The following is a 12,942-nucleotide window of genomic DNA, read 5'->3' as shown; positions in this document are numbered from 1 at the left end:
CGGCTATGCCGGCGCCTCGAACGGCTGCCAGCCACGGGCCCCGGTCAGGTCGGCGCCCTTCAGCGTGGCGAAGCTGGTCTTGATCGCGGTCAGGTCGGTGCCGCGCAGCACCACGCCGGCAAGGCTGGCGTCGCGCAGGTCGGCGCCGTTCAGCCGCGCCTTGGCGAAGCTGGTCGGCCACAGCCGGCTGCCGTCGCCGCTGAGGTCCACCTTGCGGAACTTGGCTCGCCACAGCTTCGCTCCGGCCAGATTGGCACCTTCCAGATTGCAGCCGGACAGGTCGGCGCTGGTGAAGTCGGCATCGCGCAGGTCGCTGTAGGACAAATCGGCCATCATCAGCTTGGCGCCCGAGAAATCGGCCCCGCGCAGCCCGCAGAACCGCATCACCGCCCCGCACAGCAGCTGGTTGGCAAAATTGTAGCCGCGCAGATCGACCCGCTGGAGCTGGATGCGGTCGCCGCCCTTGCCGAACTTGTCGACCCAGATCTGATGCTCGGCGATCAGCTCGCTCATCCGCGCCGCCGTGGTGGTCAGGCCGGTGCCGTCGACATCGATGCCGTGCCGTTCCAGCGCCGTACGCAGCTCGTCGTTCAGCCGGGCGCCGCACATCAGCACGCCGTCCAGCGTCGTCTTGCGCATGGTCGCCCCGGTCAGGTCGGCCCCGATCAGGATGGCGCCGCTGAGGTCGCTGCCGGTTAGGTCGGCGCCGGACAGGTCGCTGCCGCTGAAATCGCACTGCGCCATCCGGCAATCGGTCAGCACCGCCTCGGACAGGGTGCAGCCGACGAAGGTGGTGGTGCCGTCCGTATTGCCGGCGGCCCGGAACTCGCCACTGTCCAGAACCATGCCGCGGCGGAGGTCGGCGCCCTGGAGGTTGGCATTCTGCAGCCGGGCGCCATCCACCCTGGCGCCGCGCAAATCCGCCCCCTGCAACTGCGCCCCGGTCAGGTCGGCCTTCGACAGGTCGGCGCCATACAGATCGGCCTTGGACAGCAGGGTGCCGACCAACCGCGCCCGTGTGAGGCTGGCGCCGGTCAGCTTGGCGCCCGACAGGTTGACGCGGTTGAGGCCGAGCCCGGCCAGATCGTAGAAGCTGAGGTTGGCGCGCCGCCCCTTCCCTGCCGGGTCGCGCAGAAGCCATTGCTGGTGGCGTACCAGCGCATCGCGAACCGCCCGGAGGTAGCGTTCATCCATCATGCGGCGCGTCGTTGCCCCGGCATTTCCGTCCCGGACACGCTGTCCCGGACTGTTGGCGTGGTGGATGTTACCGAAACCGGTTGAATTCCGGAAGATGCCAGCCGTCGAACCTTCGCCCGATCGGCAAGAATCTTTTGTTGCATGGACATTTCCGGTCCGACATAGGCCGGCCCGCCGGTCACGACCGCGTGATCGATGCCTTCCCCGGCTTGGGTAGGGGGAATGGCGACCCAATATACTGGGCTCAGAACATCGATCATCTGCATGGGAGACCGGCGGCATGCCCGAATCGGACAAGACAGCATCGGCCAAGAGCGAACAGGAGTGGAAGCAGGACCTGTCGCCCAACCAGTTCAAGGTTCTGCGCGAGCACGCCACCGAATATCCGGGCACCAGCCCGCTGAACGACGAGAAGCGCCACGGCGTCTACCGCTGTGCCGGCTGCGGCCAGCCGCTGTATGCCAGCGACACCAAATACGAAAGCGGATCGGGCTGGCCCAGCTTCTGGGAGCCGCTGCCGGGAGCGGTCGAAACCTCCACCGACTACAAGTTGGCCTATCCGCGCACCGAGGTTCATTGCGCATCCTGCAAAGGCCATCTCGGCCATGTCTTCGAGGACGGGCCGCGGCCGACAGGCAAGCGCTATTGCATGAATGGCGTCGCCATGAGCTTCGAGCCCGAGGAAAAGTCCGACTGACCGGCAGAACTATGACCGGCCGCCGGCTTTCCTTCGACGGATCGGCGTTCGGTCATAAACCCTAATGAAAAAGGCGGGTTTGCCCCTATTTCGGCTAAAAATGACAACCCCGACACGGAGCGCGATGGTATGATCCGCTCCGTGCGACGGGTTGTCGCGAGGGCATCGCCGCCCTTCGCCGGTCGTGGCACCATGCGTCGATGGACAGACGCAGGCATTCGGTGCGGCTGGCGGAGGGCGAATGGTCATTTCGGCCGAATTCCTGGGGATGCTGCTACTGATCGCCAGCGCCGCCGCGCTCGGACTTTCCATCGTCGTCGATGTCGGCCGCGTCAGCGCGGAAAAGACCCGCGAGGCGATAAACCAGCGCCAGTACGACAAGAAACGCGCCGCACTCGCCGAATGGCGCCAAAAGACGGAGCGCAAGCGCGTCGATCTGACGACCCTGCAAGCCCGCCTGACCGAATTCAACGGCCGGCGCCAGAAGGCGTTGACCGAGTCGCGCGCTCTGGAATTCTCCAAGATCGAACTGGTCCACGAACTGGGCGACCAGGACAGCGACGGCGACATCTATTGGGCACAGCTGGCGGTCGGTCCCAATTTCAACGAGCTGGACCGCAAGGAGATCGTCTTTTCGCGCCAGATTTGGGAATACCGCAACGTCTCCCACATCACCGCTCCGTCCGCCGAACAGGCCCATGCCACGGTGCGGAGCAGCTTTTCCCAGCGCAACGGCGTGATCTGCTCTCCCGTGGTCCCCCTGGCGCTCGCTCCCGACCCCGAGGTCGAGGCTGACGCGGCATGATCGGGGATCGCATGAGGGGAACGGCGCCATGACCGGCATGATGCTGTATTTCGCGCTGGGCCTGATGGTGCTGACCGTCCTGTCCAACCGCTACTGGCGCCGCCAGCTGGTCGTGACGCGGATCGCCATGTCCAAGCTGAAGGAGAAGGTGGAGGACGTGACCAAGGAGGTCGCCGACGTCGCCTCCGACTATGCCCAGCTGGCGCACCATTATGCGGAGATGGAAAAGCGCGTCCAGAAGGCGGAGATCGACATGCAGGCCGCCATTCTGGAACTGGACCAGAAGAAGTCGGCCCCGATGCAGCGCTACGTCGTCTTCGACCGGAACGAGCCGCGCCCCGGCCGTTTCTGGGAGGTCGCGGTGCGCTGCCACCCGATCGGCGTCAGCCTGTCCGACCAGCGCGGATATCGCGGCTGGACCGGGGTGCGCCGCTTCCTGCTGATCGCCGACGGTGAACGCGAGGCCCGCGAACGGGTCGCCGCCCGCTATCCCCGCAAGGCCGGTTTCGAGATCGTCGAGGTCGCCGGCTGCCGCATCAATGGCCTGACCGTCAACCGCATTTCCGAACTCAGCACCTTCCGCAAGCCGGCCAAGCCGGAGGAGGACGCCGCCGCCGCCGCCCGCCCGCAACGCCGGACCTCGCCCGCGCAGTCCTGAGTCCGTCTTCACCTGTCCAACGCCCCTTTCCCGTCGCTGGCGGCGGCCTATCTGCTGTCGGGCCATGCCAAGATTTCTCCTGAAACGACCAAGACCGAACCCCTGGGTTTTCGCCCCTCTCCTGCTCATGCCGCTTGTGGGCGCCTGTTCCGGCCCGCAGATCGTCGATGCGCTCACCCCACGGTCGGGCTACACGGTCGCCACCGGCCTGCCCTTCGCCGACGATCCGCGCCTGCGGCTGGATCTCTACCGGCCCGACCGGCCGGCGCCGGGGGCGCCGACGGTGGTGTTCTTCTATGGCGGCAACTGGGAGACCGGCGACAAGGGCATGTACCGCTTCGTCGCCCAGGCGTTGACCAGCCGCGGCTACAGCGTCGCCATCCCCGACTACCGGCTCTATCCGCAGGTGCGCTATCCGGACTTTCTGCGCGATTCCGCCGCCGCGGTCGCCTGGGTCCGGCGCCACGGTGCCGAGCACGGCGCACAGCCCGGACCGGTGGCGGTGATGGGGCATTCGGCCGGAGCCTACAACGCCCTGATGCTGGCGATGGATCGCCGCTGGCTCGCCGAACAGGGGCTCGACCCCGCCCGCGACCTGCGCGCCGCCGTGGGGCTGGCCGGGCCCTACGACTTCCTGCCATTGCAGAGCGACATGCTGAAGGACCTGTTCGGCCCGGAGAAGACGCGGCCGGACACCCAGCCGATCACCCATGTCGCCGCCCCGCTGCCGCCCCTGTTCCTCGCCACCGGCACTGCCGACGAGACGGTCCTGCCCCGCAACAGCCGGAATCTGGCGGCCAAGGCGCGCGAGGTCGGCGGAAGCGTGCGCACGGTGGAATATGACGGCATCGGCCACATCCGCATCGTCGCCGCCCTCGCCGCACCCTTGCGCTGGCTGAACCCGGTGCTGGACGATGTCGATGGTTTCCTGAAATCGCTGCCGGAAACCGGAAGCTGATCAATCCACCGCGGCCTGGAACATGTATCCCATGCCGTGGACGGTGACGATTCGGGTGGGGTCGGCGGGGTCGTGTTCCACCACCCGGCGCAGGCGGCGGACCAGCCGGTCGATGGAACGGTCGTACGGCACCGAGTCGCCGCGCAAGGTCAGATCGAGAAGGTCGTCGCGGCTCAGCACCCGCCCCGGATTCTCGACGAAGGCGGCGAGCAGCTCGAATTCGGCGGAGGTCAGCCGGGCGTCCTCCCCATCGGGACCGCGCAGCCGACGCTTGTCGAGATGAAGCTCCCACCCGTCGAACCGCTTCACCCGCCCGCCGGCCGGTCTGGTCGGCTTGGCGATGCGGCGCAGCAGGCTGCGGGTGCGCGCCAGGATCTCGCGCGGCTCGAACGGCTTGGTGATGTAGTCGTCGGCGCCCAGTTCCAGCCCGATCAGCCGGTCCATGCGGTCGGACCGCCCGGTGATCAGGATGATGCCGATGTTGGAGGCAGCCCGCATTTCCCGCGTCACCGCCAGACCGTCCTTGCCGGGCAACCGGATGTCCAGCAGCAGCAAGTCGATGCGCCCCCGCGCCAGCAGCGCCGACAGCTGGTCGCCGTCCCGCGCCAGCATCACCCGATAGCCCTCCCCTTCCAGGTAGGCCTTCAGGGTCTCGCGGGTGATGGGATCGTCGTCGACCACCGCGATGGTGTGCATTGTCCCCCGTACCGGACTGAGACGGGTGGCGGATTGTCTGCCACACCCAGCACCGAAACTATCGGTTCCGGCAATTTGACACAAGCTGGAGAGTAACGGAACTGCGACGGGCAGTGGCAGATTGTTCCGCCCCGCCACAGTGGCTGATAGGGACAATCGCGGGCGATCTTGCCAGAAGGTCGAGACAATGCCACATTTGTCCCCATGACAAACTGGACCCCGAACCTGGAGGGCCGTCCCGGCCCGCTCTATCGCGTCATCGCCGACGCGCTGGCCGACGACATCGCGGAGGGCGTGCTGCCCACCGGCACGCGGCTGCCGACGCACCGCGACCTCGCCTTCCGCCTCGGCGTGACGGTGGGAACGGTGACCCGCGCCTATACGGAGGCCGAGAAGCGTGGGCTGATCGGCGGCGAGGTCGGCCGCGGCACCTTCGTCCAGGGACAGCGTCCGCCAACCACCCCCCTGCCGCTCGGCTGGCCGCCGGCCGGGGAGATCTCGGCGGGCCCCGCCATTGTCAACATGACCACGGTCCATCCCGAACACGCCGTGGCGGTGCAGACCTTCGGCCAGACGCTGTCCGCCATCGCGGCATCGGGACATGCGGCGAAACTGATCGGCTACGGCCCGCATGCCGGCCTGCCCGACCATCGTGCCGCCGCGGCGGCCTGGCTGGAACGCCAGCACCGGGTCAAGGCGACGCCTGAGTCGGTGCTGCTGACCACCGGGGCGCAGAACGCGCTGGCCGTGGCGCTGGCCGCCGTGGCCCGCCCCGGCGACGTCATCCTGGCGGAACGGCTGACCAACATCGGCACCAAGGCGCTGGCCGCCACCCAGGGCTATCATCTGGAAGGCGTCGCCATCGACGAGCATGGTCTGGTGCCCGACGCGTTCGACAGCGCCTGCCGCCGGCTGGGGCCGAAGGCAGCCTATCTGGTGCCGACCCTGCAGAATCCGACGGCGGTCGTCATGCCCGCCGCCCGCCGGCGCGAGATCGTCGAGATCGCCCGCCGCTATGGCGTGATCCTGATCGAGGACGACGTGTTCGGCTTCATGGTGCCGGATGCCGTGCCGATCCAGACCATGGCCCCCGACATCACGCTCTATGTGTCCAGCGTGTCGAAGAGCCTCGCCGCCGGCCTGCGGCTGGGCTTCGTCGTCGCCCCGGCGGAACTGCGCACCCGTGTCGAGACCGCCATCCGGGCCCTGCAATATTCCGCTCCCGCCCTGCCGGCGGAGGTGGCCGCGCGCTGGATCCAGGACGGCACCGCCGACCGCATCGTCGCCACCCAGCGGGAGGAGGATCTGGCGCGCCAGCGGCTCGCCAGATCCATCCTGCCGGCCGAGACCGTCTATGGCCACCCGGCGGCCCAGCATCTGTGGCTGGTCCTGCCCGAGCCCTGGCGGCGCGAGGACTTCATCGGAGAGGCGCGCCGCCGCGGGGTGATCGTCACCGGTGCCGACGCCTTCGCCGTCGGCCGCGCCAGTGCGCCCCATGCGGTGCGTGTCGGCCTGTGCATGCCGCGCAGCCGCGACGAGGCCGCCCGCGGCCTGCGCGCCCTTGCCGATGCGATCGACGCGCCCGCGGCGGCGATGTTGTCCATCGTCTGACCGGAGTGCAGGCACCGCGGCGGCGACATGTGAACACCGATGGGAAAATCCTGCCGCCCCTGCCGGTCCAAACCTGCCGCCCGGCACCGATGAGCCTGCCATAGCCCCTGTCAGGTCAAAGGCTTAGCTCTGGCCCGCATCCTGCACACCCCTCGATTGTCATTTCCTGACGGGAATGCGGAACGAGGGGAGCGCACCATGGTCAGCCTGTCCAGTTACGCCGATGTCGGCAGCATGGCCCAGAGCCTGCAGCAGTCGATCGACGCCGCGGTCAAGCGCGTGCAGCAGCAGGCAACGGGCAATGGTGGTGCTACCGGCAAGGTCCAGGAGTACGAGCAGACCGTCAACAAGTCGGCGATGAACGCCGCCCCCTTCGCGACGGGCATCGGCACCCTGATAAAGGACACCAGCCGGCTGAACGTCTTCAGCTCGCTGGCCTCCAACGATCCGGCAGATTTCTACAAGTTCAACGTGCCCACATCCGGCGCCGTGACGCTGGGGACGGTGGGCGATGCCGGCGTCCGGCTTCAACTGATGGACCGTGGCGGCAAGGTCATCGCCGACAGCAACAAGGATGCCGGCGCCAGCTATGACGCCTTCCAGAAGCTGAAATCCGGCCAGATGACGCTGGACAAGGGCGACTACACCCTGCGTGTCGCCCGCGACAAGGACGTGCCGGTCAAGGATGCCAAGAGCTACGGCGTCCAGCTGCGCATGGGCAACTACAGCAAGGACTACGACACCATCGCCAAGCAGCCGGCCAAGGGCGACAACCCCTTCGGCGGCAACACCAAGCTTCAGGGCCTGGCCTCGATCCTGGGAGCGGGCAGCGCCTCGCTCAACCCCTCGGCGATGCTGCTGGGCGGGTCCGGCGGCAGCTATGGCGGGCGCGGATCGCTGCTGAACGCGATCCTGTGATCGCAGTAGGCGTCAGGCCAGACGGTCGCGCCCCGTTTCCTTGACCAGCAGAACCGCCTGGGTGCGGCTGCCGACGTTCAGCGCCTTGAGCACGCCGGTGACGTGGGTCTTCACGGTGGACAGGTTCAGGCCCAGCCGCTCGCCGATCTCCTGGTTGGACAGGCCTTGGGCGAGCAGGTCCAGAACCTCCAACTGGCGGCGGGTCAGCCCGTCGAAGATGCTGGGGGCCACGGCGCGCGGGGCTCCCGCAGCCGCGTGGGCCGGTGCGCCCGGCATGCCCAGCACCGGCGGCACATAGGATCCGCCGGCCATCACCAGCCGCAGGATGTTCACCACCAGCACGTCGTCGGTCGATTTCGGAATGAAGGCCCGGACGCCGCGCGACAGCACCGCGCGCATTTCGTCCGGCGACTCGATCATCGAGAAGATGGCAACCGGAACCGGCGCCACGCGCTTGACCAGCGCCTCGACATCCTCCAGCCCGCCGAGACCCGGCATGCGCAGGTCCATCACGATGAGGTCGAACGCGGTCCCGCCGTCCTGCATCGTGCCGTCGAGGATGGCGTTCAATTGGCTGAAGCTGGTGGCGGCCACCACGGTGGCCTGCTCGTCCAGTTCACCCACCAGATGGGTCAAGCCGCTGCGGACGATGGAATGATCGTCGGCGATCAGAACCTGCATGTAACGTCTCGGACCGGAGATGCCTTGGGTACCGTATCGTCATACGCTGACGCAACGGTCCGCGCTACCTCCTTCGCACATCCGGCACCTTTGTTCCATTGCCGCGATGCTTGGAAGGATTGCAGGCGCCTGCGGGGGAGAGGCCGCTGCCCCTCCCCCCGTTTGCCGTTCAGGAGATCTTGATCATAATCTGGGCACGGCGGTTCGACGGCTCGCGCACGTTCGGACCGGTCGGGACCATCAACTGGTTCTCGCCGACACCTTCGATGGAGATGATGTTGGCCGGCGTGCCATGCTTGATCATGGCCTGCCGCACCGCCTCGGCGCGGCGGAGCGAGAGCCTCTGGTTGTAGGACGGCGCGCCCGAGGTGTCGGTGTGGCCGATCACCTGGATGCGGACGGCACGCGCGCGGCTGGCACCGTCGGCGGCATCGGCGATGATCTTGTCGGAGTTCGGCGTGATGACCGCCTTGTCCCAATCGAAGAACACCTGATACTCGCTCTGCGGCTGGGCGGCCATCGGCGGGGCTGCCGGCGCCGGGGCGGCGATGGGGGTCGCACGCTCCGGACCGCCGAAGGTGTAGCGCAGGCCGGCGAGGATCGTGTGATTGCGGTACTCGCCCTTCGAGGTCACCGGGCCCAGTTCGAACTCCGGATCGACGGTGGCGAAATACCGGTAATCCAGCGTCAGCGCGACATTGTCGTTGATCGCATAGGAGGCGCCGACGATGCCCTGATAGGCGAAGACCCAGTCGCGGTCGCTGGCGCCGTTCAGCGATTGCTTGACGCCGGCGATACCGGCACCGGCACCGATGTAGGGGGTGATCGGCAGGCCGATGTTGATGTCGTACAGCAGGTTGCCCATGAAGGCGACCGAGCTCATCTTGCCGCCCAGATTGTTCAGGCCGGGGGTGGCGCTGCTGGTGCCGTCCACGCTGTTGCGCCACCGCCAGGCGGCCTCCAGCTCGGCGCGCAGGCCCATCGCGGTGGCGTAGCCGACCGACAGGTCGCCGATGCCGCCGATCTTGAATTCCTCCTTCAGGCCCAGGCCGGGAGCCGGATAGCTGCTGAGGTCCGCATCCTCGGTCCAGTTCACGCCGGCGCCAGCACCGACATAGAAGCCTTCCGTACCGGCGAAAGCGGCGGTCGGGACGGCCAGCGAAGGAAGGGCGACGGTCAGTGCCGTGCCCAGCAAAATCCCACGCATCGTCATGTTCTTGTTCCCATCGTTGACGGCGTTGGTCGATCGGGACATCCCGGCCTGCGGTGAAATGCGTGACAGAACGGGCTCCGGCCCCGACAATGGATTCCGCACCTGCGGCTTCCAATCCCGCCGCCTCACGCCCATTTTCCCTGTTGCAGATTTGCCTCAGCCGCCTCAGAGGCATTTCCTCGCGCGATAACAATAACTTGGACAGAATCCCCAATGCCCTCTACCCCGGACGGTTCGGTTGATTACCCCCTCTGCACCACTCCCGAGCCCGGCGGCTGGCAGGAGGTGGCGCCCGGCGTGCTGTGGATCCGGCTGTCCCTCCCCTTCCAGCTCGACCACATCAATGTCTGGGCGCTGGACGGCGGCACGGTCGGCTGGACGCTGGTCGATTGCGGGCTCGGCGATCCGCGCAGCCGCGCGGTGTGGGAAGTGCTGCTGCGCGATGCGCTGGGCGGGCGCCCGGTGGAGCGGGTGGTCGTCACCCATTTCCATCCCGACCATATCGGCGCCGCCGCCTGGCTGGTGGAACGGACCGGCGCCGGCTTTGCCACCTCGCTGACCGAATGGCTGTTCGCCCGCACCCTGTCGGCCGGCACCGATGCCGCCACCGACGCGGTGGTCGAGCAGTTCTATCGCCGCTGCGGCCTGGAGGAGGATACGCTGCGGTCGCTGCTCGCCCGCAAGGGGGCTTACAGCCGCGGCGTGCCCACCGTGCCGGCGACGCTGACCCGCCTGCGGGCCGGCGACCGGCTGCCGGTGGGGGACCGCCACTGGACGGTGATCGGCGGCAGCGGCCATACGGCGGAACCGGTCAGCCTCTACCGGCCGGCCGGCGGCGGCAGCCCGGACCTGCTGATTTCCGGCGACCAGATTCTTCCGCGCATCAGCCCGAACATCAGCGTCTGGCCGTCGGAACCGGAGGCCGATCCGCTCGCCGACTATCTTGCCAGTCTTGAGGGATGGAGCGTCCTGCCGGCGGATACGCTGGTCCTGCCCTCCCACGGCCGTCCCTTCCGCGGCCTGCACCGGCGTGCAGAGGAGCTGGCTCTCCACCATGGGGAGCGGCTGGCCGAGATCGAGACTCTGTGTGCAGCCCCCCGGACCGCCGCGGCGGTGACGCGGGCGCTGTTTCCGCGCCCACTCGACCCGCAGCAGATGCTCTTCGCCGTGGGCGAGGCGGTGGCTCACCTCAACCACCTGATCCGCAAGGGGCGGCTGGAGCGGACCGCCGGACCGGCTGGCGAGCCGGCTTCGCTTCCGCCGGCCGACCTCTACCGCCGGCCGGCAGCCATCACAGCGGCCTGACGGCAGTTATTCGGTGACGATCTCGAACTCGTGCGGATCGAGCAGCGTCGCCACCGACAGGGTCTTCAACGTCTTCGGGTCGTCGGTGCGCTTCATCTGGGCATGCTGGGTGCCCATGCCGTCCTTGCGGATGGCGATCACTTCCCAATAGCCGCCGCTGGGGGACAGCTTGCGATAAATCTGTCCCTCGACCACCTCGCGCTTCCTGCGCATTTTCGTTCTCCAAAACCCGTCCCATGCCGGCGACCGTCACAGTCGCCGCGAAGGGCGCCATTGAAGCACAAAACCCCCCTGCCGTGGCGAGTGTCCGTTCGGTGACCCTTTGCCGATGACGCATTTGCGTTGTTGCAACGCAGCACGTCCGGAGCACCCCCGATGACCCTTTGCCGCAGGCCCCCTTCAGAGTGGAACAAAAGGCGCGGCTGTGAGTTCATAGCGGTCATGAACACCGATCTCGACGTGCTTGTCTTCGCGACCCGCCTGGTTGATGAACTGGGCGAAACCGCGATTCGAATGAGCCGCGTTCGTCTTGTCGAACTCACGGCCGCCAACCACACCCGTGCCGCCGCCTTCTGGCGGGAGGTGATGGGCACATGCGAACGGCTGCTGACCGAACGGTCGGGCCGGCGTGTGGCGACCGGGCTCTCCCCCCAGGCAATTGCTGCGGCGCAGCCAGCCATGGCCCAGCACCGCGTCGCCTATGTTCCCCGACCTATTCCCTGACCGGCTTGTTCGACAAGCCCGGTACTTTTTTGAACCATCAAAGAAAAAGGCCGGCACTGACGTGCCGGCCCTTTCTCGCGGAACGCAGATGCGTTTCGCTTACTTCACTTCGGCGTACTGGCCGTTGTGCCACTTGTACCAGACATAGGCCGGGCTGGTGACGTCGCCCTTGGCGTCGAACCCGATCTTGCCGATGACGGTGTCATAGCTGCCCTTGCGCATGACGTCGGCAACCTTTGCAGCGTCGGTCGAGTTCGCCTGCTTCACCGCGTTCGCCCAGATCTGGAGAGCGGCGTAGGTGTAGAGGGTGTAGCCTTCCGGCTCGTAGCCCGCCTTGCGGAACTTCTCCACGACGGCCTTGGCGTCCGGCTTCTCGCGCGGATCCGGGCCGAAGGTCATCATGGTGTCCTCGCCGGCATCGCCGGTGATGGCCCAGTACTCGTTGGTCACCAGCGCGTCACCCGACACGATGATGGCCTTCAGGCCCTGGTCCTTCATCTGGCGGGCGATCAGGCCGGCCTCGGTGTGGTAGCCACCGACATAGACGGCGTCGATGTTCGCCTGCTTCAGCTTCGACACCAGAGCGGAATAGTCCTTCTCACCGGCCGTATAGGCTTCGTAGATGGCTTCCTTCTGGCCGCCGGCGTTCAGCGCCTTCTGCGTCTCGTCGGCCAGACCCTTACCGTAGGCCGACTTGTCGTGCAGGATGGCGATGTTCTTGCCCTTGTACTTGTCCAGCAGGTACTTTCCGGCGATCAGGCCCTGCTGGTCGTCACGGCCGCAGACGCGGAAGACGTTCTTCAGGCCCTGCTCGGTCAGCTTCGGGTTGGTCGAAGCCGGGGAGATCTGCAGCATCCCTTCCTCGGCATAGACCTGACTGGCCGGGATCGACGAGCCCGAGCAGAAGTGACCGGCCACGAACTTCACACCGGCCTTGGCCAGCTGGTTGGCGACGGCCACGGCCTGCTTGGGATCGCAGGCGTCGTCACCGACCTCCAGCTTCAGCTTCTGGCCCAGAACACCGCCGGCGGCATTGATGTCCGCGACGGCCTGCTCCATGCCCTTCTTCATCTGCTCGCCGAAGGTGGCGTACTGGCCGGTGATCGGGCCGGCGGTGGCCACCGCGATATCAGCCTTGGCGGCCGTGGCGGAGAGCGCGGTCGCCGCGATCGCGGCGAGAAGGGACAGCTTGAATTTCATGGGTGTGCTTGCTCCCTGTTCTATGAAGTGGTCCCTGTTGCAACATACCCCCGGCCCTTTCGGGCCTTGCCGCCGGGTCCCCTCCGGCGGGTTCCAGAATACCATACCCCGAGTGGCGCACAGTGCGACAGTTTCGCGGGCACCAATCAGCCGTACGGTCTAATTCCTTATGTCTAGTGGTCCCTGCTCAACCGGCCCTGCTCAACCGGAGGTGCCGGTGCGGTCGCGCCAGGCAAACGGCCCGGCGCGCTCATAGAGCCAAGGATACTGGTTGACCATA

At 67.1% G+C, this 12,942-nt stretch carries 16 protein-coding genes; 8 read left to right on the top strand and 8 right to left on the bottom strand.

Annotated elements, in window-relative coordinates:
- Window positions 1-3: 3 nt before the first annotated feature.
- Complete coding sequence (locus TSH64_RS07525) at window positions 4-1,197, bottom strand: pentapeptide repeat-containing protein (protein ID WP_109096204.1); 1,194 nt, start codon at window positions 1,195-1,197, stop codon at window positions 4-6.
- Complete coding sequence (locus tag TSH64_RS35290; RefSeq protein WP_146208010.1) at window positions 1,194-1,457, bottom strand: hypothetical protein; 264 nt, start codon at window positions 1,455-1,457, stop codon at window positions 1,194-1,196. Before TSH64_RS35290 ends, TSH64_RS07525 begins: the two co-directional genes overlap by 4 nt.
- Window positions 1,458-1,477: 20 nt before the next feature.
- Here TSH64_RS35290 and msrB point away from each other — a divergent pair, with 20 nt between their 5' ends.
- The 4 genes from msrB to TSH64_RS07505 all read left to right on the top strand — a co-directional run bounded on the left by msrB (window position 1,478) and on the right by TSH64_RS07505 (window position 4,315).
- Window positions 1,478-1,894 (top strand): peptide-methionine (R)-S-oxide reductase MsrB, encoded by a 417-nt coding sequence (gene msrB, locus TSH64_RS07520; RefSeq protein WP_109096203.1) that lies wholly within the window; start codon window positions 1,478-1,480, stop codon window positions 1,892-1,894.
- Window positions 1,895-2,135: 241 nt separating this feature from the next.
- A complete protein-coding gene (locus TSH64_RS07515; RefSeq protein ID WP_109096202.1) occupies window positions 2,136-2,699 on the top strand; it encodes a hypothetical protein in 564 nt (187 codons plus the stop codon).
- A gap of 28 nt (window positions 2,700-2,727) precedes the next feature.
- On the top strand, window positions 2,728-3,357 hold the full coding sequence (locus tag TSH64_RS07510) for a hypothetical protein (RefSeq protein ID WP_109096201.1): 630 nt from the start codon (window positions 2,728-2,730) through the stop codon (window positions 3,355-3,357).
- Window positions 3,358-3,484: 127 nt separating this feature from the next.
- Window positions 3,485-4,315, top strand: coding sequence for an alpha/beta hydrolase (locus TSH64_RS07505; protein ID WP_199237500.1), 831 nt, complete (start codon window positions 3,485-3,487; stop codon window positions 4,313-4,315).
- Here the strand turns inward: TSH64_RS07505 and TSH64_RS07500 are convergent, their stop codons facing one another.
- Window positions 4,316-5,011, bottom strand: a complete 696-nt coding sequence (locus TSH64_RS07500) for a response regulator (protein ID WP_109096199.1) — start codon at window positions 5,009-5,011, stop codon at window positions 4,316-4,318. It lies immediately after the preceding gene.
- 204 nt (window positions 5,012-5,215) lie between these two features.
- Here TSH64_RS07500 and TSH64_RS07495 point away from each other — a divergent pair, with 204 nt between their 5' ends.
- Together TSH64_RS07495 and TSH64_RS07490 are read left to right on the top strand one after the other, a co-directional pair.
- Window positions 5,216-6,622: a PLP-dependent aminotransferase family protein gene (locus tag TSH64_RS07495; RefSeq protein ID WP_109096198.1), complete on the top strand. Its 1,407-nt coding sequence runs from the start codon at window positions 5,216-5,218 to the stop codon at window positions 6,620-6,622.
- Between the two features lie 198 nt (window positions 6,623-6,820).
- A complete protein-coding gene (locus TSH64_RS07490) occupies window positions 6,821-7,540 on the top strand; it encodes a hypothetical protein (RefSeq protein WP_109096197.1) in 720 nt (239 codons plus the stop codon).
- 12 nt (window positions 7,541-7,552) lie between these two features.
- On the opposite strand, the gene TSH64_RS07485 is transcribed toward TSH64_RS07490, so the two are convergent.
- Together TSH64_RS07485 and TSH64_RS07480 are read right to left on the bottom strand one after the other, a co-directional pair.
- Window positions 7,553-8,221 carry a response regulator transcription factor gene (locus TSH64_RS07485; protein ID WP_109096196.1) on the bottom strand — a complete coding sequence of 223 codons (669 nt, stop codon included), beginning with the start codon at window positions 8,219-8,221 and terminating at the stop codon, window positions 7,553-7,555.
- A 169-nt stretch (window positions 8,222-8,390) separates the two neighbouring features.
- Window positions 8,391-9,428: an outer membrane beta-barrel protein gene (locus TSH64_RS07480; RefSeq protein ID WP_247872808.1), complete on the bottom strand. Its 1,038-nt coding sequence runs from the start codon at window positions 9,426-9,428 to the stop codon at window positions 8,391-8,393.
- Window positions 9,429-9,647: 219 nt separating this feature from the next.
- Here TSH64_RS07480 and TSH64_RS07475 point away from each other — a divergent pair, with 219 nt between their 5' ends.
- The gene (locus tag TSH64_RS07475) at window positions 9,648-10,739 is read left to right on the top strand and encodes an MBL fold metallo-hydrolase (RefSeq protein ID WP_109096195.1); all 1,092 of its coding nucleotides are present in this window, start codon (window positions 9,648-9,650) and stop codon (window positions 10,737-10,739) included.
- A gap of 6 nt (window positions 10,740-10,745) precedes the next feature.
- Here TSH64_RS07475 and TSH64_RS07470 read toward each other — a convergent pair whose 3' ends face one another.
- Window positions 10,746-10,952: a hypothetical protein gene (locus TSH64_RS07470; RefSeq protein WP_042696427.1), complete on the bottom strand. Its 207-nt coding sequence runs from the start codon at window positions 10,950-10,952 to the stop codon at window positions 10,746-10,748.
- Window positions 10,953-11,180: 228 nt separating this feature from the next.
- Here TSH64_RS07470 and TSH64_RS07465 point away from each other — a divergent pair, with 228 nt between their 5' ends.
- Window positions 11,181-11,462, top strand: a complete 282-nt coding sequence (locus TSH64_RS07465; protein WP_109096194.1) for a hypothetical protein — start codon at window positions 11,181-11,183, stop codon at window positions 11,460-11,462.
- Between the two features lie 99 nt (window positions 11,463-11,561).
- On the opposite strand, the gene TSH64_RS07460 is transcribed toward TSH64_RS07465, so the two are convergent.
- Both TSH64_RS07460 and TSH64_RS36730 read right to left on the bottom strand, forming a co-directional pair.
- Window positions 11,562-12,662, bottom strand: coding sequence for a branched-chain amino acid ABC transporter substrate-binding protein (locus TSH64_RS07460; RefSeq protein ID WP_109096193.1), 1,101 nt, complete (start codon window positions 12,660-12,662; stop codon window positions 11,562-11,564).
- A 201-nt stretch (window positions 12,663-12,863) separates the two neighbouring features.
- Window positions 12,864-12,941, bottom strand: coding sequence for a DUF6867 family protein (locus tag TSH64_RS36730; protein WP_348770337.1), 78 nt, complete (start codon window positions 12,939-12,941; stop codon window positions 12,864-12,866).
- Between the last annotated feature and the right edge of the window lies 1 nt (window position 12,942).

The sequence above is a fragment of the Azospirillum sp. TSH64 genome, assembly GCF_003116035.1.
Taxonomy (GTDB): Bacteria; Pseudomonadota; Alphaproteobacteria; order Azospirillales; family Azospirillaceae; genus Azospirillum.
This window is presented reverse-complemented; position numbering and strand designations above follow the sequence as displayed.

What these genes read in the sequence shown, in the direction of transcription:
- TSH64_RS07525 (WP_109096204.1), bottom strand. Translation starts at nt 1,197, where the DNA reads ATGATGGATGAACGCTACCTCCGGGCGGTTCGCGATGCGCTGGTACGC.
- TSH64_RS35290 (WP_146208010.1), bottom strand. Translation starts at nt 1,457, where the DNA reads ATGATCGATGTTCTGAGCCCAGTATATTGGGTCGCCATTCCCCCTACC.
- msrB (WP_109096203.1), top strand. Translation starts at nt 1,478, where the DNA reads ATGCCCGAATCGGACAAGACAGCATCGGCCAAGAGCGAACAGGAGTGG.
- TSH64_RS07515 (WP_109096202.1), top strand. Translation starts at nt 2,136, where the DNA reads ATGGTCATTTCGGCCGAATTCCTGGGGATGCTGCTACTGATCGCCAGC.
- TSH64_RS07510 (WP_109096201.1), top strand. Translation starts at nt 2,728, where the DNA reads ATGACCGGCATGATGCTGTATTTCGCGCTGGGCCTGATGGTGCTGACC.
- TSH64_RS07505 (WP_199237500.1), top strand. Translation starts at nt 3,485, where the DNA reads ATGCCGCTTGTGGGCGCCTGTTCCGGCCCGCAGATCGTCGATGCGCTC.
- TSH64_RS07500 (WP_109096199.1), bottom strand. Translation starts at nt 5,011, where the DNA reads ATGCACACCATCGCGGTGGTCGACGACGATCCCATCACCCGCGAGACC.
- TSH64_RS07495 (WP_109096198.1), top strand. Translation starts at nt 5,216, where the DNA reads ATGACAAACTGGACCCCGAACCTGGAGGGCCGTCCCGGCCCGCTCTAT.
- TSH64_RS07490 (WP_109096197.1), top strand. Translation starts at nt 6,821, where the DNA reads ATGGTCAGCCTGTCCAGTTACGCCGATGTCGGCAGCATGGCCCAGAGC.
- TSH64_RS07485 (WP_109096196.1), bottom strand. Translation starts at nt 8,221, where the DNA reads ATGCAGGTTCTGATCGCCGACGATCATTCCATCGTCCGCAGCGGCTTG.
- TSH64_RS07480 (WP_247872808.1), bottom strand. Translation starts at nt 9,428, where the DNA reads ATGCGTGGGATTTTGCTGGGCACGGCACTGACCGTCGCCCTTCCTTCG.
- TSH64_RS07475 (WP_109096195.1), top strand. Translation starts at nt 9,648, where the DNA reads ATGCCCTCTACCCCGGACGGTTCGGTTGATTACCCCCTCTGCACCACT.
- TSH64_RS07470 (WP_042696427.1), bottom strand. Translation starts at nt 10,952, where the DNA reads ATGCGCAGGAAGCGCGAGGTGGTCGAGGGACAGATTTATCGCAAGCTG.
- TSH64_RS07465 (WP_109096194.1), top strand. Translation starts at nt 11,181, where the DNA reads ATGAACACCGATCTCGACGTGCTTGTCTTCGCGACCCGCCTGGTTGAT.
- TSH64_RS07460 (WP_109096193.1), bottom strand. Translation starts at nt 12,662, where the DNA reads ATGAAATTCAAGCTGTCCCTTCTCGCCGCGATCGCGGCGACCGCGCTC.
- TSH64_RS36730 (WP_348770337.1), bottom strand. Translation starts at nt 12,941, where the DNA reads ATGGTCAACCAGTATCCTTGGCTCTATGAGCGCGCCGGGCCGTTTGCC.